Genomic DNA, 18,457 nt, shown 5'->3' on the forward strand with positions numbered 1-18,457 from the left:
ATGTCCACCAGCACCTACACCGTCACCGGAATGACCTGCGGGCACTGCGTGAACTCGGTGAAGTCGGAGATCGGCAAGATCGACGGCGTCACCTCGGTGGATGTCGACCTCGCCTCCGGCGCCGTCCGGGTGGAGAGCACCGCGCCGCTCTCCGACGCCGATATCGTCGCCGCGGTGGACGAGGCCGGTTACGAAGTCGCCGTCTGATGCGGGAAAGGCTGAAGCTCGCCGCGTTCGGCGGCGGGCTGATCCTGCTGTTCGGCGCGGCGCTCGGCGTCGGCGCGCTGGTCGGCGAGTCATCGCCGGCGGCGGATGACGAAAGCCCACCCGGCACCGGGCTCGCCGACTCCCACGACGGATATACGTTCGCCGATCTGACCGCGCCCACCGAGCCGAATCAGGTTGGGCCGCTCCGCTTCCGGATCACCGGACCGGATGGATCCACGGTCACGAAATTCACCGCGCAGCACGGTAAGCAGCTGCATCTGATCGTCGCCAGATCGGATGCCACCGGCTATCGCCACGTACATCCGGTCATGGATGCCGCGGGCACCTGGTCGATCGACTGGAAATGGGCCGAGCCCGGCTCCTACCGCATCTTCGCCGACTTCACGCCGGACGCAGCGGGCGACCTGGTGCTCAGCCGCACCATTACCGTCGCGGGAAATGCTGCCCCGCAACCACTTCCGCCGCCCGCGCGGACCGTCGCGGTGGACGGTTACCGGGTGACGCTCACCGGGGACCTGAACACCGCGGGCAGCGAGCTACGCTTCGCCATCAGCCGGGACGGCGCGCCGGTCATCGATCTGGAACCGTATCTCGGCGCATATGCCCACCTGGTCGCCCTGCGCGGCAACGATCTGGCCTATCTCCACGTACATCCCGAAGGCGAAATCGGCCGCACCCCAGCCGGTCCCGAGGTCGCTTTCCACGCACAGGCGCCCAGCGCGGGCGACTATCGGCTGTATCTCGACTTCGTGCATCATGGCGCGGTGCACACCGCCGAGTTCACCGTCGAATCCGCCACCGCGGCGGCCGATTCCGTCGCGCACACGCACGGCGGCGGCCACTGATGACCGAAGCGCACGCCCCGGCGCCACCGCGGCCGAACGCGGCGCCCCGCTCGCTCGAATTGGCGATCGGCGGGATGACCTGCGCATCCTGTGCGGCGCGAATCGAGAAGAAGCTCAACCGGATCGAGGGCGTGCACGCCACCGTCAACTATGCGACGGAGAAGGCGAAGGTCAGTCATCCGCCGACGGTCTCGCCGGAACGACTGATCGAACTGGTGGTCGGCGCGGGATACACGGCGCATGTGCCCGCGCCCACCGAACACGATGTGGTGCCGTCCGGCGATCTGCTCGGATTGCGCAGGCGACTGCTGGTGAGCATCGCGCTCGCGGTGCCGGTGATCGCGCTCGCCATGCTGCCCTTCCTGCAATTCACCGGCTGGCAATGGGTTTCGCTGGTGCTGACCGTCCCGGTGGTGTTCTGGGGCGGCGCCCGTTTCCACCACGCGGCGATCACGAACGCCCGGCACGGCGCGACCACCATGGATACGCTGATCTCCGTCGGCACGCTGGCGGCATTCGGATGGTCGGTGTTCGCGCTGCTCGCGGGGCCGGGCGGCGGATCCGGGTCGACCGGTATGGCGGGGATGAGTCTCACTGTGCCGCGCGGTGATTCGACCGCGCACGTCTATTTCGAGGTGGCGGCCGGGATCATCGTCTTCCTACTGACGGGGCGATATTTCGAGACCCGGGCCAAACAGCGGGCCGGCTCGGCGCTGCGCGCGCTGCTGGAACTCGGCGCCAAGGATGTGTCGGTCCTCCGCGACGACACCGAAATCCGGATCCCCATCGGCGAATTGGGCGTCGGCGACCACTTCCTGGTGCGGCCCGGTGAGAAGGTCGCCACCGACGGCGTTGTCGTCGCGGGTAATTCGGCCGTCGACCTGAGCATGCTGACCGGTGAATCGCTGCCCGTCGACGTCGGCCCCGGCGACGATGTCGCGGGCGCGACGGTGAATTCCGGTGGCCTGCTCACCGTGCGCGCCACCAAGGTCGGCGCCGACACGCAGCTGGCCCGGATGGCCGCGCTGGTCGAGGAGGCGCAGAACGGTAAGGCGCCGGTGCAGCGGCTGGCCGACGAGGTGGCCGGGATATTCGTACCCGTCGTGCTCGCGCTTTCCCTACTGACGCTGAACTTTTGGGTTGCGAACGGGGTCGGCGCGGCGACGGCGGTCGGCGCGGCCGTCGCGGTGCTGATCATCGCCTGCCCGTGCGCGCTCGGCCTCGCGACGCCGACCGCGCTGCTGGTCGGGACCGGACGCGGGGCGCAGCTGGGCATTTTGATCACCGGCCCGCAGGTGCTCGAATCGACCCGGCGCGTCGATACGGTGTTGCTGGACAAGACCGGAACCGTGACCACCGGCCGGATGGCGCTCGACTCGATCGTCACCGGCGCCGGGATCGACGAGCGGGAACTGCTCGCCATCGCGGCGACCGTCGAACACGGATCGGAGCATCCGGTGGCGCGGGCCGTCGTCGCGGCCGCCGAGGAGCGGGATATCGCGCGAATGTCGTTGTCGCGGTTCACCGATCACGGCGGTAAAGGTGTGCTGGGATCGGTCGGCGGGCGGGCCGTGGTGATCGGCAGGGGCGCGCTGCTCGACGAGCTGTCGATCGAAATACCCGAAGAACTCACCGCCGCAAAGGAAGTCGCGGAGGCGACGGGCCGCACCGCCGTACTCGTCGCCTGGGACGGGCTCGCGCGCGGCCTGCTGATCCTCGCCGACACGGTCAAACCCACCAGCGAACAGGCGGTTACCGAATTGCGCGCGCTCGGGCTGGAGCCGATCCTGCTCACCGGCGACAATGTGGCCGCCGCGCACGCCGTCGCGGACCAGGTCGGCATCCGCACCGTCATCGCCGACGTATTGCCGGGCGACAAGCTGGATGTGGTGCGGGACCTGCAATTTCGCGGCAAGATCGTCGCGATGGTCGGCGACGGCGTAAACGATGCGGCCGCGCTGGCCCAGGCGGATCTCGGCATCGCCATGGGCACCGGCACCGATGTCGCCATCGAGGCCAGCGACATCACCCTGGTGCGCGGCGATCTGCGCACCGTCGGCGCGGCGATCCGCCTGTCCCGCAAGACATTGCGCACCATCAAGGGCAACCTGTTCTGGGCCTTCGGCTACAACGTCGCGGCCATCCCGCTGGCCGCGGCCGGACTGCTGAATCCGATGCTCGCGGGTGCCGCAATGGCGCTTTCCAGCATCTTCGTCGTGACGAACAGCCTGCGGCTGCGCAACTTCCGCGGATAACCGGTTCAGTGTCATCCGGTGTCAGGTCGATGTCCGGCCCGTGTCAAGCGGGTCGGCGACGGTATCGGCGTGAACAGCACAGCACTTGCCTTCGGACTTCTGCGCGGGGATCGCGCCCTCGCCCAACTGATCCGTTTCGCGCTGGTCGGCGGTGTCAGCAACATTGCCTATGTCCTGTTGTTCACGGTCATGCACGGAACCGGGCCGCTGATCGCCAACACGGCGGGCTCGATTCTCAGCACCGTCATCGCGAACGAACTGCACCGGCGGCTCACCTTTCAGGCGGCCGGGCGGGTCGGGTGGTTCGCCGCGCAGTGCGAAGGCGGCGGGCTGGCGTTGATCGGCCTGCTGGTCAGCTCCGCTGTGCTGGCCGCCCTGCGGTTCTCGGCGCCCGATCTCGGCGATAGAGCGCAGGCGGGCGCGGTGCTCGCCGTCATGGCGGCGGTCGGCGGTCTGCGCTTCATCGCATTGCGCGGCTTCGTCTTCGGAGCGGGACAGCCGCGTCAGCACGGTGACGGTCCGGTGTCAGGACGGCGGGCGATCGTTGCCGCCATGATCAATTCGTCGAAGAAAATGCCACGGATCTGCCAGCGCACGACTGTGCTGGCAATGGCGGCCGCGCTGCTGACCGGGGCGGCGGGAGTGGCCGCCGCGGACGGCCCGGATACCGGGCAGGACCGCCCCGAGCTGCGCAAGGCTGTACAGGAGGTCGCCGAGTACTCCGGCATCACCGGGGTGCAGGTGCGGGTGCACGATCAGCGCGGCGAGTGGGTCGGCAGCGCCGGGGTACGCGAGTTGGGCAAGGCCGAGAAACCACCGACGGACGGGAAGTTCCGAATCGGCAGCACCACCAAGGCCTTCTACTCGACCGTGGTGTTGCAACTCGTGGGCGAGGGCAAGATCGGGCTGGACAGTCCGGCCGCCGATTACCTTCCCGATTTCGGGCTGGACCGGCGGATCACGGTGCGAATGCTGTTGCAGCACACCAGCGGTGTATTCGACTACACCGGCGAGTACTTCCCCGACGGGCGGTACGAACCGGGAATCCCATGGCAGGGCAAGGATTGGGTGGACAACCGGTTCCACACCTACCCGCCGGAGGAGCTGGCGCGCCTGGGGTTGGCCAAACCGCTGAAGTTCGCGCCGGGCACGAACTGGAGCTACTCGAACACCAACTACGTGCTGGCCAAGCTGATGATCGAGAAGGTCACCGGCAACTCCGACCGCGACGAGATACAGCGGCGAATCCTGCAGCCGCTCGGACTGCGGGACACTGTGGTGCCGGGCGATTCGCCGGATATCGCCGAACCGCACGCGCACGGCTACTACAAGTACGAAGACGCCGGGCAATGGAAGACGATCGACGTCACCCGGCAGAACCCCTCCTGGATCTCGGCCGCCGGCGACATGATCTCGACCACCGCGGATCTCCACACATTCTTCGCCGCGTTGGTCGGCGGGAAACTGCTCCCGCCCGCGCTGCTGACCGAGATGACCAAGATGCACCCGACGCCCCTCCCGACGATGAGCTACGGCCTCGGGCTGGAGATGTGGGACGTGGGCTGCGGGTCCGTCCTCGCCTCCGACGGCGGTGTCCAGGGCTACGGAACGATGGTGTACAGCACGCCCGACGGCAGTAAGACCCTCGAGGCCTCGGTGACCTACGTGGACGCCGACCAAAAGCACGCACCGGTGGAAGCGCAGCAGAAGGCGATGCGGCGCCTCACCGGCGCGGTGTTCTGCGACGGACAAGCCGCAAGCTGATCCCTTGTCATGCAAGCATTCACAGATACTCGACCGAACGGAACAGTCGAGCGGTTGCTGAGCGACCGCCACCCGCTGCCGCTGTCCATCGCGTTGCATCTCGTCCCCGGCGCACTGATCGTCGCCGCCTACCTCCTCATCGGCCAACCATTCGCCGAGGCCATCGGCTACCCGGCCCTCCTGGGTTGGGCGATCGCGCTGTGCCTGATTCTGCTCCCGATCCTGGCTGGGCTGCTGTGGCTGGGCCGCAAACGCAACGGCCACTTCTCATTTCGCGGTGTACTGCACTACACCGGCAGACCGCTCTCGCGCGGGAAGCTCGTGGCGATGGTCATCCCCCTCATCGGATGGATGCTGGTGGTGGGGTTCGCGCTGGCGCCGGTGAACAACTTCTGCAAAGGCTTCTTCACCTGGCTCCCGTACGCCGACACCGGCGACAGCCCGACCGCATACCTCGACGGGTACTCGCATTCGGTCATGCTCACCACGATGGCGATAAGCCTGCCGCTGACCGGAATCTCCTTGCCGCTCATCGAAGAGCTGTACTTCCGCGGCTTCCTGCTGCCCCGCATCGCACACCTCGGCAACCGGGCGCCGGTGGCCAGCACACTCCTGTTCTCGCTCTACCACTTCTGGTCCCCGTGGATGTTCTTGTCGCGCACGATCTTCACCTTCCCAGGCATATGGTTTGCCTGGCGAGACAAGGACATTCGACTATCCATCGGAATGCACGTCGGCGTCGACGCCCTACTGGCCGCATCCGGCCTCACCGCCATCGCCCTGAACCTCATCTAGGAATCCGCCGCCCGGACGCCTGGCATCGAGTCCCCAGCGGGTGCACCGAGGCGCGCCAGAAGTGCTCAATGCGGTATGTCCTGGGTATTGGTGAGCGGGTCGGTGAGCAGCCGCGTCGCGCTGAGCCAGACCGCGGACGGGTTCAGCCGATCCGGGAAACTGGCCACCATTGCGTCGAAAAAGGTTTGTGCGGAAGGTTTTTCCGATAGCAACCGCAGTGCGGTGCGCAGATAGTCGGCCGTTTCGTCGAGGACGCGTGGATCGTCGGCACGCTCGCGGGCCTTGTGACCGGCGACGACCGCGCGAGGCCGCAGCCGCCGAATGTGTTCGACGGCCCGCAGCCACGCTTCGAGGCCGCCGCCCGCACCCTCGGCGAGGTACTGGTGCACTCCGTTGTAGGCGACGTCCCCGGCGACCACCAGTCCGATCGACGGCACGTGCAACACCGTGGAATTGTCACCGTCGCTGTGCCCTACTTCGACGGCGTGTAATCGGTGGCCCTCGAGGGTGAATCCGGCTGCCGGGACAGGCTGTGCGGTCACGGGCGTTTCGCCGATCTGCCCAGGAAAGACGGTGTCCCAGAAGAGTTTTCGTTGTGTCGTGGACTCATGCATCAGCGCGATGGTCCCCGCGGTGGCGTAGACGGTCGCGCCGGGGAAGCGTTCGACCAGACGGGCCGCCCCGAACCAGTGATCACCGTGGCCGTGGGTGATGTAGATGTGCGTGAGGCGTTTGCCGGATCGTTGCACCCAGTCGCCTACTCGTTCGGTCTGTTCCCGAGTGAACGGGGGATCGACGAGTACGGCGTCGGAGGCGCCGAAGATCAGGGTCGACGCTATCGGCGACCACATCATCGTCTCGCCGGTCGGCAGCCGGTCCGCAAGCGGAATCGGGTCGTTCACGAATACCTCGTAGTCGGGCACGATGCGCTCAGGCATATCCCGCTCCTTTCCAGAGAGGTAGTACTATCAATACGATAGATACTTTCATTGAGAAAGTTGCTGGAGAGTGACTCATGACACAGTCCGAGGCTGATGCGATACGGCCGTACTGCCCGTACTACGCCGCGGCCACCGAGATGCTCGGCCGACGCTGGGCGGCCACCGTGCTGCGTGCCCTGGTCACCGGCCCGGCGCGGTTCAGCGATATCGCCGCGGTCATTCCCGGCATGACCGACAAATTGCTCTCGCAACGGCTCAAGGACCTCGAGGCCGACGGGCTCGTCGACCGGCTGGTACATACGGGCCCGCCGGTGCGGGTCGAATACCGGCTCACCGAGAAAGGCGCCGCCCTCAGCGAGGTTCTGCTGGCGCTCAACCAGTGGGCGCTGCAATGGATCGAACTGCCCCCCGACCACTGAACCGATCGCGGCTCGATCGGTGATCCCACGATCGACTGACACCGGCACACATCCGGCCGCCGCGCGGCGAGTTACCCCTGCGCCGCCAACCGGACGAAGGCGGCGGTGTCCAAGGTTTCGCCGCGGGCGGTGGGATCGATGCCCGCGGCGACCAGACGGCGTTCGGCCTCGGCCGCGGAACCGGCCCAGCCCGACAGGGCGGAGCGAAGGGTCTTGCGGCGTTGAGCGAAGGCGGCGTCGACGACCTCGAAGACGCGGGTGCGGTGGGCGGCGTCCATGGGCCAGGGTGGTTGTGCGTGGCGTTCGATGCGGACCAGGCCGGAGTCGACGCGCGGCACCGGCCAGAAGACCTGGGTGCCGATGGCGCCCGCGCGGCGAACGCTGCCGAAGAATCCGGCTTTGACGCTGGGGACACCGTAGGTTCTGCTGCCGGGTTCGGCGGCGAGCCGGTCCGCGACCTCGGCCTGCACCATGACCAATGTTGTTGCGATGCTCGGCAATTCGGCGAGCAGGTGGAGCAGGACCGGTACCGCGACATTGTAGGGCAGGTTGGCGACGAGTGCGGTTGGCGCGGTGGGTAATTCGGTTGCGGTCACCCGCAGCGCATCGGCGAGCACGACCGTCAGCCGATCCGCCAGCTCGGGGGCTCGGTCCGCGACGGTCTCCGGAAGATGTTGCGCCAGAACGGGATCGATCTCGACGGCGATCACCGAATCCACCACATCGAGCAGGGCGAGGGTCAGCGAACCCAGCCCCGGACCCACCTCGAGCACGGTATCGGCCCGGCCGACTCCGGCGGCGCTGACGATGCGCCGCACGGTGTTCGCGTCGTGCACGAAGTTCTGCCCGAGCTGTTTGGTCGGCCGCACGCCGAAGCGCTCGGCGAGCACCCGCACCTCGGCGGGTCCGAGCAGCGCGGCGCTCCCACGAGCGGAAACATCAGGTTCGGGCACTCGAAGAACCTATCAACCCGAGATCGCGCACTACTTCACCCGCGCCAGGAACGCGTCCATCGCCGCGTACATCTGGTCGTTCAGCTGGGTGTGCCGCCCGGTACCGGTCACGGTCTGGAAGTCGACCCCGTTTGCGGCGAACTGCGCGACGAGCGCGGCATGCAGCGGCGAGGGTACGACGGTGTCGGTCACGTTGAGCAGCAACAGGATCGGGCGGTCGTAGCCGCTGGTCGGCACGGTCAGATAGTCGGTGTAGGCGGCCCGGACGCGGTCATCGGACAGCGGCCGCGCCAGGATATCGCCGACCCCGAGCCCGGCCACCCGGTCGATGATGCCGTCGAGGCATTTCGTCCCGATATCGTCGAGCACGGATTTGCCCACCGGCGTCAGATAGTGGTCGACGTCCACATCCGGCCGCGCGGCCCGCAACCCGGCCAGGATGCTGACGAAGAAGCTCATCGCGCCATCACTGTTCGACACCGGCGGGATCCCGGGCCCGGCCAGCGGGAACACCTTCTCCACATCGGATTCCGGATCGATCGCGATGGTCCCGCGGAAGTCGAGGTCGGGCGCGTAGGTGCGCTGCAGATGCCCGGCGCCGAGCGCGGCCTGCCCGCCCTGCGATGCGCCGAAAACGCCCCAGGTGCGCGACAATTCGGGATGTGCCGCGCGGGCGGCGCGCACCATGTCGATGGTCGCGGTGGCCTCGGTGCGCAGTTCGAGATAGGGATGCGGCCCGGTGCCGAAGCGGCCGAGCCCGAGGTAATCGGTGGCCACCACCGCGAAGCCCTGCGACACCATGTGCCGGATCAGCTGATCCTCTTTAGCGCGGATCTCCTGATACGGATGCCCCGCCGGATCGGCCTGCCCGCCGCAACCCGCGCCCAACCCGCTGGTGCCGTGGTCGTAGGCCATCACCGGCCAGCCACCGGCAGGCGCCGGACCGGGCGGCAGATACAGCGCACCGCTGGCGGGCAGCGCGGCACCCGCGGAGTTACTGGTCCAGTACTCGATGACCGAACCATCGGACGCACCGTGCCAGCCGTCCGGCTGCGGCGTCGCCGAGATCAGCGTGCCAGGAGCCTGGGCCGGTGCCGGAATTGGTTGGGCCTGAACCGGATTCGCCTGAACAAGGAGACCGACACCGATGGCCGCCGCCACCATCCCACGCAGAACACGCACCGAACAAACCTCACAGACCCCGACACCGCAACGAACCCGGACGAGTGTACTGATTCCGATCGCCCGGCAACCCCGCCGCAATACTCCTGGGCTATTACTCCGCGCCCGCTCCGATGCCGAGCCTGCTGGTGCACGTCGGCCAGGCGCCCCAACCCTGCCGCGCCCTGGTCACCTCGGCGATGGCGATCTGCTCCTCGCGCGTCGCCATATCGGCGCGCGGCGCGTACCTGGTGCCGCCCTGCCGCTCCCAGGTGCCCTGATCGAACTGGATGCCGCCGTAATAACCGTTACCGGTGTTGATCGCCCAGTTGCCGCCGGATTCGCATTTGGCCAGCGCGTCCCAGATCGGGCCGTCCTTCACCGGCGGCACCTCGGTGCCCGGCTTGGCGCCCTTGCGGATGGTCTTCGGCTGCGCGGTGACCTTGACCGTCGACGAGAGCTGTTTGCGGCTCACCTCTCGGCCGTTGACCATGGTGACCGCGTAGGTCACGTCCTGCACGCCGGGCGCGCCTGGCGTCTCCACCACCGACCGGCTCATATTCATGGTCGGATCCTCGATGACGTTCTCCGGCGGGTCGAGCGGAACATCGGTCTCGGTCTTGTTCTCGACGCGCTTGCGGGTCACCACCACGCGCATGTTGTCGACCAGCGGGGTGTCCGGCGCCGGTTCGACGGTGTCCTCCTGGATCAGCGGGATGCCCGCGACCTTGAGGAATTCGCCGACGGTCGGCGCGGCCAGGCGCACGTCCACCGGGTTGCCGACGCCGTCGATCAGCGAGATCGAGCGGGGGCTCGCGATGCGCAGTGTCGCGCCCTCCAGCGGCAGCTTTTCGTCGCGATCCGCGACGTACATGTCCTTGGCGATATCGAGCTGGGCGGCGGCCTCGGCCGGGGTGAGCCCGGTGGTCCACACCTTCTCCGGCGCCTTGCCGTCGATGGACAGCTCCACCTGACGGGCCCGGTTCAGCGTGATGACCGAACCGTCGCCGACCGCGGATGCGAGCGCGGGCACCACCTTGTCCCGGACGGTGACGTCGACACCCGCGGCGCGGAGCACGCCGCGAACGTTGCGGGACATGGTGGTCATCAGCGACTTCTGACCGTCCACCACAACGGTCACCGTCTTGCGGTTCACGATCGCCAGGCCCGCGCCGGCGATCAGCGTCAGCAGCAGCGCCGCGATCGCCGCATAGAGCAGCGGCGATCGGGACTGGTTGATCCGCGTTAATGGGGACATGGTCACAGCACGATAACGAAGGGGTCAGGGGTGGACAACCGCTGCAACGTCAGCTGCGCATTTCAATATCACGATCAGATATCCCTGGCGCAGGTAAATCACGAAATGGGTCAATCGTAGTGATGTACACCACACTTGACGATCCAGGGTCCTTACCAATGAGCCCCGCGAGCAAACCCGGAGACGACGCCGACCGCACCGCCTCGAAATGCCCGAATTTCAGATTCCGTATATCCGCCGGGCGTTCGCCGTACTGATCTCGGCCAACTCCACCGGGTCCTGACTACGCAATTCGGCCAAAGCACGCATGGTGTACGGCAGGCAATACGGTTCGTTGGGCGCACCACGGAACGGATGCGGCGTCAGATATGGCGCATCGGTCTCCACCAGCAGTTGATCGTCCGGCACCACCTTGGCCGCCTCGCGCAATTCGCGCGCGTTCTTGAAACTCACCGTGCCCGAGAAACTCAGAATGTACCCCTCGGCGACACAGGCCAGCGCCATATTCGTATCCGACGAAAAGCAATGGAAGATAACGGTTTCCGGCGCGCCCTCATCGAGCAGCACGGTGAGCAGGTCGTGGTCGGCCTCGCGATTGTGGATCATCAGCGGTTTACCCACCCGCTTGGCCAGTTCGATATGCCAGCGGAAACCCTCGATCTGCGTTTCGATATCGGCGCAGCCGTCGAGTTTGCCCGGCCAGTAGTAATCGAGTCCGGTTTCACCGACCGCGACGACCCGCGGATCGGCCGCCAGCCTCGTCAATTCCGCCTTCGCCTGCTCGTCGAGCGCGTTCGCGCGGGTCGGATGCAGCGCGACCGCGGCGTACACACGGTCGTCCCAGTGTGCGGCCTCGACCGCCCACTGGGCGGCCTTCAAATCGTCGGCGACGGTGACCACCCGGCCGACGCCGACCGAGGCGGCGCGATCCATCATCACCTCGACCGAACCGGCGTCCGTCGCGCCGCACGCATCGAGGTGGGTATGCGCATCGACCAGCGGCGCAAGGGGTTCCGGCAGTTCCGGGGCCGGGCGCTTACTGGACATCGACGCCGACCCGGATATTCACGCGAGCGAAGAATGGCACGCGCATTACAGTAGACACACCATGAGCGAGTCTGAGCGCCCCGCCTTTTATCTGACAACGGCCATCGCCTACCCGAACGGTGCGCCGCACATCGGGCATGCCTACGAGTACATCTCGTCGGATGCCCTCACCCGCTTCAAGCGGCTCGACGGATACGACGTCTTCTTCATGACGGGTACCGACGAGCACGGTCAGAAAATGCAACAGACCGCGGCCGCCGAGGGCGTCGCGGTCGAGGAACTCGCGGCACGCAACTCGGATGTGTTCCAGGCGATGGACAAGAAACTGGACATCTCCTACGACCGGTTCATCCGCACCACCGACGCCGACCACCGGGCGGCCTGCGCCGCGATCTGGGAGCGGATGCTCGCCAACGGCGATATCTACCTGGACAACTACTCCGGCTGGTACTCGGTGCGCGACGAGGCCTTCTACACCGAGGAGGAGACGACGCTGCTCGACGACGGCACGCGCATCTCCACCGAGACCAAGACGCCGGTCACCTGGACCGAGGAGTCCAACTACTTCTTCCGGCTCTCGGCGTATCAGGACCGGCTGCTCGCGCACTACGACGCGCATCCCGAATTCATCGCGCCCGCAACGCGTCGCAACGAGATCGTCAGCTATGTGAAGGCCGGGCTGAAGGATCTGTCCATCTCACGCACCACCTTCGACTGGGGCGTCCCGGTGCCGGGTCATCCCGATCACGTGATGTACGTGTGGGTGGACGCGCTCACCAACTACATCACCGGCGTCGGCTTCCCGGATACGGAATCGGTTGCCTTCAAGAAGTTCTGGCCCGCCGACGTGCACATCATCGGCAAGGACATCACCCGCTTCCACACCGTGTACTGGCCGGCGTTCCTGATGTCGGCCGGGGTGGAACTGCCGAAACGCGTTTTCGTGCACGGGTTCCTGTACAACAAGGGCGAGAAGATGTCGAAGTCGGTCGGCAACGTGGTCGATCCGCTGGCCCTCGTCGACGAGTACGGCCTGGACGCCGTGCGCTTCTTCCTGCTGCGCGAGATCTCCTACGGCCAGGACGGCAGCTACAGCCACGAGGCCATCGTCGGGCGCATCAACGCCGACCTGGCCAACGAATTCGGCAACCTGGTGCAGCGCAGCCTGAAGATGGTGGCGCGCGATTGCGGTGCCGCGATACCGACCCCCGGCGAATTCACCGAGGACGACCGCGCGCTGCTGGCCCGGGCCAACGATCTGCTGGACCGCTGCCGCACCGAATTCGACGCCCAGCAAATGCATCTGGCGCTGGAGGCGATCTGGCTGACGCTCGGCGAGGCGAACCGGTACTTCTCCGCGCAGGCGCCGTGGACGCTGGCCAAATCAGGCACCCCGGAGGATCTGGCCCGCGAGGCGACGGTCCTGTACGTGACGCTCGAGGTGGTCCGGATCGTGGCGATCCTGGTGCAGCCGGTGATGCCGAGTTCGGCGGGCAAGATCCTGGATCTGCTGGCACAGCAGAACCGGACCTTCGCCGATATCGCGACGCCGCTGGTCCCCGGCGTGCCGCTGCCGGAGCCGGAGGCCGTCTTCCCGCGTTATGTGGAGCCGAAGACCAAGTAGCGCAAGGGAATTCGGTGGCGCGGCGGATCACCGCGCCACCGAATCTACGTCCAGCGGGCGAGCAGGCGCTCGGTCTCGGCGGTCAGCGCGCGCTGCAGGTACGGGCCGAAGCTGATCCGGCCGACACCGGCCTCGGCGAGGCGCGCCTTCTCCGACTTGTCCGGCAGCGCGACCACGCTGATCGGACGCGGCAGCTCACCGGTCAGGCGGCGCAGTTCGGTCTCGGGCTGGCCGGCGGGGAACAGCGAGTCGGCGCCCGCCTCGGCCGCCAGCCGCAGCCTGGCGATAACCCGGTCGGTGCGGTCGGCCTCGTCGCCGTCCTGGCGCAGGTACATATCGGTGCGCGCGTTGATCACCACGTGCACGCCCGCCGCGTCGGCGAACTGGCGCAGGCCGTGCACGAAATCGGCATGCTCCTGGGCCGCGCGCAGGCGACCGCCCTCGCTGTGCACGGAATCCTCGATATTGAGGCCGATCCCGCCCGCCTCCAGCAGACCCTCGATGAGCTGCGCGGGCTCCAGCCCGTAACCCGATTCCATATCCACCGAAACCGGCACCTCGACCGCCTCGGTGATCTGCCGGACCCGGGTGAGCAGTTCGGCGAACTTCATCCCCTCTTTGTCGGAGCGGCCGATCGAGTCGGCGACCGGATGGCTGCCCAGTGTCAACGCCGAAAAGCCCTGGGCCACGGCCACCCTGGCCGACCAGGCATCCCACACCGTCGGGAAAACCCCCGGATCGCCGGGCCGGTGCAGTTCCAGAAACGCTTTCGCCTTGCTTTCCAGTGACGTCATAGGACGATCATCCTCCGTATCGCCCGGCGGCACACGGTGAGATATCTCCGCGGGCGGATGTGTTGCGGCGCAGGCCGGGCGGACCTCAGTCCGCGCCGTCGCGGCGGGCCGCGAGCACCGCGTCGTACAGCTCGCGCCGGGAGACACCGGTTTCCGCGGCGACCTGCGCGCAGGCGTCCTTCAGCCGGACACCCTCCTCGGTGAGCGCCTCGACCTCGGTGACCAGGGTGACCGGATCGGCCGGTTTCGGTTGGGCCCCTTCGAGCACCACGGTGATCTCACCGCGTGCGCCGTCGACGGCCCAAGCGGCGAGTTCGGCGAGGGTGCCGCGGACCACCTCCTCATAGGTCTTGGTGAGCTCGCGGCAGACCGCGGCGCGGCGGTCCGGGCCGAGCACGTCGACCGCGTCGGCCAGGCAGTCGGCGAGCCGGTGCGGCGCCTCGAAGAAGACGCAGGCACGCGGTTCGAATACCAAGGCGCGCAACCATTCTCGGCGCTGACCCGATTTACGCGGCGGAAACCCGTCGAAGCAGAACCGCTCCACCGGCAGCGCGGAAAGCGCCAAAGCGGTTGTGACGGCGGAAGGTCCGGGCAGACAGGTCACCGGCAGGTCGCGTTCCACGCAGGCGGCGACCATTCGGTAGCCGGGATCGCTCACCGACGGCATCCCGGCATCGGTGACGAGCAGCACCGTCCGCCCGTCCGCGATCTCGTTGAGCAGGGCCGGGATTCGCGCGGTTTCCACGTGATCGTAGAAGCTGACCACCCGGCCGGTGATTTCGACGTCGAGCGCCTTCGCCAGCGAACGGGTGCGCCGGGTGTCCTCGGCGGCGACGATATCGGCGGTGCCGAGGGCATCGCACAGCCGCCGCGACGCGTCCCCGATCTCGCCCATCGGGGTCGCCGCGAGCACCAGCCTGCCCACCGTCTCGTCCGCCACCGCGCTCCCGTCTCGCCACCACCAAGCTTTGTCAGTAGCCTACGGAGTCGGCGAGTAGTGCCGGCAACGGCGTAGCACGTCCCGATGACATGCGTCGTTCTCACCGGTGCACGACCTGCCACCGAGTAACGCATACGATCGGGACGTGACCCAGGTGACCGACCAGCGCGCGACCGCACCGTTCGGGGCCGTGCCCTCCTGGTCGAGCCCCGCGCCACTGCGACCGACCCCGGACTTCGGCCCGACCGACACCCTGCGCGGCTGGCTGGTGACCGCATTCCTGACGGCCATCGCCGCCGTCACGCGGTTCACCCTGCTCGACTACCCCACCGATGCGAAAACCCCGGTCTTCGACGAGAAGCACTACGCCCCGCAGGCGTGGCAGATGCTCACCGGCGGTTGGATCGAGGACAACCCGGGCTACGGACTGGTGGTGCATCCCCCGGTCGCCAAGCAATTGATCGCGATCGGCGAATATTTCTTCGGCTACACCGGCACCGGCTGGCGTTTCTCCGCCGCCATGGCCGGAACCATCCTGGTGCTGCTGGTGATCCGGATCACCCGACGGATGGCGCGTTCGACGCTGATCGGCGCGATCGCCGGAATCCTGCTCATCGCCGACGGTTTGACCTTCGTGTCCTCCCGCATCGGCATGCTGGATATTTTTCTGGCCCTGTTCGTCACCTCCGCATTCGGCTGCCTGATCGTGGACCGCGACCAGACGCGGGCCAGGATGGCGCGCGTCGACGCCGAGGGGCGGATCGGGCAGAGCCGATGGGGTCCGCGGTTGGGCGTGCGCTGGTGGAGATTCGGCGCGGGCGTACTGCTCGGATTGGCCTGCGGCGTGAAGTGGTCCGGCGTGTATTACGCGATCGCGTTCCTGGTGCTGACGCTCGCCTTCGACTGGTCGGCCCGCCGCACCTACGGTGTGTCGCGTCCGCTGTTCGGCACCGCGATCCGGGACGGCGTCGCCGGACTGTACGCGCTGATCCTGATTCCGCTCGGCGTATACCTCGGCACCTACGCGTTCTGGTATTCCAGCGAGGACGGGATCGATCGCTACGCCGTCGGAAATCAGGTGGGCCGCGGCGGTTTCTTCTCCTTCATTCCCGACGCGCTGCGCTCGCTCTGGTACTACCACGGCGAGGTGCTGAAATTCCATGAGGGACTGACCAATTCGGCGGGCAACCATCACCCGTGGGAGTCCAAGCCGTGGACCTGGCCGATGGGTCTGCGCCCGATGCTCTACTACTACGCCGATAACGGCGTCACCGGCTGCGGCCAGAGCAACTGTGTGAAGGCCGTGATGCTGATCGGCACACCGGCGATCTGGTGGGTGGCCTTCCCGGTGCTCGGCTGGCTGCTGTGGCGCGGCATCACCCGCCGCGACTGGCGCTACGCCGCGGTGCTGGTCGGCTACGGCGCCGGACTGCTGCCCTGGTTCCTGACCCTGGACCGGCAGATGTACTACTTCTACGCGGTCCCGCTCGCACCGTTCCTGGTGATGGGGGTCGCCCTGGTGCTCGGCGATGTCCTCGGCCCGGCCAGGCAGGCAGGGGTGCCGCGCAGTCCGACCGGCACCTTCCTACCCGCCGCGCCGAACGAGCGTTACGCGCTCGGCCTTTTGGCGGTGTGCCTGTACCTGGGCCTGGTGATCGCCAACTTCATCTGGCTGTGGCCGATTCTCACCGCGCTGCCGATAACGCCGGGCAACTGGCACGACCATCTCTGGCTGCCGAGTTGGCGCTGAATTGCGATGCGCGGCATTAGCTCAGCCGGATTCCAGCGCGGATTTGACGTAGCGCAGGGCACTTTCGTCATCGAGACCGAGGCGGCGGGCCACCGCGACGTATTCGGTGGCCGCCCGGCCCGCCAGATCGCGGGTCGGGTCGCCGGATGAGGCGATGAAAGATCCCTGCCTGCCCCGGGTTTCGACCACACCGTCCGCTTCCAGCTCGCGATAGGCGCGGGCCACCGTATTCGGTGCGAGACCGAGTTCGGCGGCCAGCGCCCGGACGGTGGGAATCTTTGTGCCAGCAGTCAATTCGCCCGAACGAACCTGAGCGATGATGCCGAGCCGCAGCTGTTCGTACGGCGGCACCGCCGACTCGTGCGACACGGTGATGGTGAACATTGCTACCCCCTAATTTTCGCTCCCGACCGCCACCTCGTCCCTGGCCAGCGGGCACGACAGACACCGCGGACCCCCTCGCCCGGAACCGATTTCGGAACCCGGGATGCGCAGTACCTCGATACCGGCGTCTTCCAGGCGGGCATTGGTCATCTCGTTGCGTTCATAGGCGACAACGACTCCCGGCGCGAGGGCGAGGGTGTTGTTCCCATCGTCCCATTGTTCGCGTTCGGCGGTGACGCCGTCGAGTCCCGTATCGATTACCCGCAGCTTGCCGATCCCCATCGCCTCCGCCGCGGCGGGCAGGAACGGATCGGGTCCGCGCATGCTGACACCGCCGTCCCCGCTGCGCCCGCCGTAATCGTCTTCCCGATGAATCGTGAAGGCGCACAGCGAATCCCGCACCGCCGGATACATCACGACGGCATCGGTGTCGACCATGGTGCACACCGTGTCCAGATGCATCGTCGCCCGGTTCTGCGCAATGGGCACCACCAGCACGGTATGTGCCAGATTGTCGTCGAAAAGGCTGCGCGCCAACGCTTCCGCGCCCGCGGGCGAGGTACGCTCGCCGACGCCGACCGCGACGACACCGTTCGCCAGCAGCAGCACATCGCCGCCCTCGATCGGGGCGGTATGCGATTCGTATGCCCGCCGCACGCCGAGGAAGCGCGGATGGAAGGCGTATATGAGGTCGGTGAGCGAGGTTTCGCGGATCCGGGCGGGCAGCGCGAGCGAGGTGATGGCGACCCTGGGCCCGACCCAGAACGACGAATCCCTGGTGAACAGCAGATTCGGCAGCGGGTCGATGACGAAATCGTTGCCGTGGTGCATCCGCCGCACCAGCGAGGTGGTGGTGGGACCGAACGGCAGCTCGTCGAAGGTCATACCGGCCATCAAAATATCGGCCAGCTCCCCGGCCGGGACGCCGCGCAGGTAGGCGGCGAGTTCGTCGGCCAGCGCATGTCCGAGCCTGCGCGCGTCGACGGATGCCGAAATGCCCTGGATGCGGGCCGCGCCGCTGACCGAGAGGGTCTCGGCGAGCAGGTCGGCCAGCAGCAGCACCTCGACGCCGCGATCGCGCAGCACGCCGGAGAAGATGTCGTGCTCCTGTTGAGCGCGCTCCACCCAGGGGATTCCGTCGAAGAGCAGTTGATCGTTGTTGCGCGGGGTGAGCCTGCGCAACTCGTCGCCGGGGCGGTGCAGCAGCACGGTGCGCAGTCTGCCGACCTCGGAGGTCACCGCTAGCGGAACGTCAGGATCGTCTCCCATGCTCCGACCGTAGTTCCCCGAGGCCCCCGG

The 18,457-nt window shown here is 67.3% G+C and carries 17 protein-coding genes and 1 pseudogene; 9 read left to right on the forward strand and 9 right to left on the reverse strand.

All coding sequences use genetic code 11. From position 1 onward, the window contains the following. The 6 genes and pseudogenes from LGY53_RS04730 (at position 1) to LGY53_RS04755 (ending at position 5,887) form a co-directional block, all read left to right on the forward strand. Complete coding sequence (locus LGY53_RS04730) at positions 1 to 207, forward strand: heavy-metal-associated domain-containing protein (RefSeq protein ID WP_225725376.1); 207 nt, start codon at positions 1 to 3, stop codon at positions 205 to 207. Beyond that, the gene (locus LGY53_RS04735) at positions 207 to 1,073 is read left to right on the forward strand and encodes a hypothetical protein (protein ID WP_225725377.1); all 867 of its coding nucleotides are present in this window, start codon (positions 207 to 209) and stop codon (positions 1,071 to 1,073) included. The genes LGY53_RS04730 and LGY53_RS04735 overlap by 1 nt, the downstream gene beginning before the upstream one ends. Next, complete coding sequence (locus LGY53_RS04740) at positions 1,073 to 3,328, forward strand: cation-translocating P-type ATPase (RefSeq protein WP_225725378.1); 2,256 nt, start codon at positions 1,073 to 1,075, stop codon at positions 3,326 to 3,328. Before LGY53_RS04735 ends, LGY53_RS04740 begins: the two co-directional genes overlap by 1 nt. 63 nt (positions 3,329 to 3,391) lie before the next feature. Further along, a pseudogene (locus tag LGY53_RS04745) lies at positions 3,392 to 3,814 on the forward strand (GtrA family protein); the annotation flags it as partial. Positions 3,815 to 3,937: 123 nt separating this feature from the next. After that, a complete protein-coding gene (locus LGY53_RS04750) occupies positions 3,938 to 5,092 on the forward strand; it encodes a serine hydrolase (RefSeq protein ID WP_225725689.1) in 1,155 nt (384 codons plus the stop codon). A 9-nt stretch (positions 5,093 to 5,101) separates the two neighbouring features. Next, complete coding sequence (locus LGY53_RS04755) at positions 5,102 to 5,887, forward strand: CPBP family intramembrane glutamic endopeptidase (protein WP_225725379.1); 786 nt, start codon at positions 5,102 to 5,104, stop codon at positions 5,885 to 5,887. Between the two features lie 65 nt (positions 5,888 to 5,952). Here LGY53_RS04755 and LGY53_RS04760 read toward each other — a convergent pair whose 3' ends face one another. Beyond that, positions 5,953 to 6,825, reverse strand: a complete 873-nt coding sequence (locus tag LGY53_RS04760; protein WP_225725380.1) for an MBL fold metallo-hydrolase — start codon at positions 6,823 to 6,825, stop codon at positions 5,953 to 5,955. Between the two features lie 77 nt (positions 6,826 to 6,902). On the opposite strand from LGY53_RS04760, the gene LGY53_RS04765 reads away from it, so the two are divergent. Continuing rightward, on the forward strand, positions 6,903 to 7,247 hold the full coding sequence (locus tag LGY53_RS04765; protein WP_225725381.1) for a helix-turn-helix domain-containing protein: 345 nt from the start codon (positions 6,903 to 6,905) through the stop codon (positions 7,245 to 7,247). Between the two features lie 71 nt (positions 7,248 to 7,318). On the opposite strand, the gene rsmA is transcribed toward LGY53_RS04765, so the two are convergent. From rsmA to LGY53_RS04785, 4 genes are all read right to left on the reverse strand, one after another. Then, complete coding sequence (rsmA, locus tag LGY53_RS04770) at positions 7,319 to 8,200, reverse strand: 16S rRNA (adenine(1518)-N(6)/adenine(1519)-N(6))-dimethyltransferase RsmA (protein ID WP_225725382.1); 882 nt, start codon at positions 8,198 to 8,200, stop codon at positions 7,319 to 7,321. A 30-nt stretch (positions 8,201 to 8,230) separates the two neighbouring features. Then, complete coding sequence (locus LGY53_RS04775) at positions 8,231 to 9,373, reverse strand: lipase family protein (RefSeq protein WP_255664130.1); 1,143 nt, start codon at positions 9,371 to 9,373, stop codon at positions 8,231 to 8,233. Between the two features lie 103 nt (positions 9,374 to 9,476). Beyond that, positions 9,477 to 10,619 carry a transglycosylase family protein gene (locus LGY53_RS04780; protein ID WP_225725384.1) on the reverse strand — a complete coding sequence of 381 codons (1,143 nt, stop codon included), beginning with the start codon at positions 10,617 to 10,619 and terminating at the stop codon, positions 9,477 to 9,479. Between the two features lie 219 nt (positions 10,620 to 10,838). Further along, entirely contained in the window at positions 10,839 to 11,666 is an 828-nt protein-coding gene (locus tag LGY53_RS04785; RefSeq protein WP_225725385.1) for a TatD family hydrolase, read from the reverse strand. 16 nt (positions 11,667 to 11,682) lie between these two features. Here LGY53_RS04785 and metG point away from each other — a divergent pair, with 16 nt between their 5' ends. Next, positions 11,683 to 13,290: a methionine--tRNA ligase gene (gene metG / locus LGY53_RS04790; RefSeq protein WP_225725690.1), complete on the forward strand. Its 1,608-nt coding sequence runs from the start codon at positions 11,683 to 11,685 to the stop codon at positions 13,288 to 13,290. Between the two features lie 44 nt (positions 13,291 to 13,334). On the opposite strand, the gene LGY53_RS04795 is transcribed toward metG, so the two are convergent. Then, entirely contained in the window at positions 13,335 to 14,084 is a 750-nt protein-coding gene (locus tag LGY53_RS04795) for an isocitrate lyase/phosphoenolpyruvate mutase family protein (RefSeq protein ID WP_225725386.1), read from the reverse strand. A gap of 85 nt (positions 14,085 to 14,169) precedes the next feature. Next, positions 14,170 to 15,024: a 16S rRNA (cytidine(1402)-2'-O)-methyltransferase gene (rsmI, locus tag LGY53_RS04800; RefSeq protein ID WP_225725387.1), complete on the reverse strand. Its 855-nt coding sequence runs from the start codon at positions 15,022 to 15,024 to the stop codon at positions 14,170 to 14,172. A gap of 145 nt (positions 15,025 to 15,169) precedes the next feature. Between rsmI and LGY53_RS04805 the strand changes: the two genes are divergently transcribed. Beyond that, positions 15,170 to 16,774, forward strand: coding sequence for a dolichyl-phosphate-mannose--protein mannosyltransferase (locus tag LGY53_RS04805; RefSeq protein WP_225725388.1), 1,605 nt, complete (start codon positions 15,170 to 15,172; stop codon positions 16,772 to 16,774). 21 nt (positions 16,775 to 16,795) lie between these two features. Here LGY53_RS04805 and LGY53_RS04810 read toward each other — a convergent pair whose 3' ends face one another. Further along, positions 16,796 to 17,158 carry a GntR family transcriptional regulator gene (locus tag LGY53_RS04810; RefSeq protein ID WP_167477948.1) on the reverse strand — a complete coding sequence of 121 codons (363 nt, stop codon included), beginning with the start codon at positions 17,156 to 17,158 and terminating at the stop codon, positions 16,796 to 16,798. A 9-nt stretch (positions 17,159 to 17,167) separates the two neighbouring features. Further along, on the reverse strand, positions 17,168 to 18,427 hold the full coding sequence (gene arcA / locus LGY53_RS04815; RefSeq protein ID WP_225725389.1) for an arginine deiminase: 1,260 nt from the start codon (positions 18,425 to 18,427) through the stop codon (positions 17,168 to 17,170). Positions 18,428 to 18,457 lie beyond the last annotated feature (30 nt).

The sequence above is a fragment of the Nocardia sp. JCM 34519.1 genome, from assembly GCF_020361265.1.
Lineage (GTDB): Bacteria > Actinomycetota > Actinomycetes > Mycobacteriales > Mycobacteriaceae > Nocardia > Nocardia arthritidis_A.

Excerpts from the sequence above, each read along its gene's own strand:
- LGY53_RS04750 (WP_225725689.1), top strand. The coding sequence starts at position 3,938 with ATGGCGGCCGCGCTGCTGACCGGGGCGGCGGGAGTGGCCGCCGCGGAC.
- LGY53_RS04740 (WP_225725378.1), top strand. The coding sequence starts at position 1,073 with ATGACCGAAGCGCACGCCCCGGCGCCACCGCGGCCGAACGCGGCGCCC.
- LGY53_RS04755 (WP_225725379.1), top strand. The coding sequence starts at position 5,102 with ATGCAAGCATTCACAGATACTCGACCGAACGGAACAGTCGAGCGGTTG.
- LGY53_RS04760 (WP_225725380.1), bottom strand. The coding sequence starts at position 6,825 with ATGCCTGAGCGCATCGTGCCCGACTACGAGGTATTCGTGAACGACCCG.
- LGY53_RS04735 (WP_225725377.1), top strand. The coding sequence starts at position 207 with ATGCGGGAAAGGCTGAAGCTCGCCGCGTTCGGCGGCGGGCTGATCCTG.
- LGY53_RS04780 (WP_225725384.1), bottom strand. The coding sequence starts at position 10,619 with ATGTCCCCATTAACGCGGATCAACCAGTCCCGATCGCCGCTGCTCTAT.
- LGY53_RS04730 (WP_225725376.1), top strand. The coding sequence starts at position 1 with ATGTCCACCAGCACCTACACCGTCACCGGAATGACCTGCGGGCACTGC.
- arcA (WP_225725389.1), bottom strand. The coding sequence starts at position 18,427 with ATGGGAGACGATCCTGACGTTCCGCTAGCGGTGACCTCCGAGGTCGGC.
- LGY53_RS04765 (WP_225725381.1), top strand. The coding sequence starts at position 6,903 with ATGACACAGTCCGAGGCTGATGCGATACGGCCGTACTGCCCGTACTAC.
- LGY53_RS04810 (WP_167477948.1), bottom strand. The coding sequence starts at position 17,158 with ATGTTCACCATCACCGTGTCGCACGAGTCGGCGGTGCCGCCGTACGAA.
- LGY53_RS04795 (WP_225725386.1), bottom strand. The coding sequence starts at position 14,084 with ATGACGTCACTGGAAAGCAAGGCGAAAGCGTTTCTGGAACTGCACCGG.
- LGY53_RS04785 (WP_225725385.1), bottom strand. The coding sequence starts at position 11,666 with ATGTCCAGTAAGCGCCCGGCCCCGGAACTGCCGGAACCCCTTGCGCCG.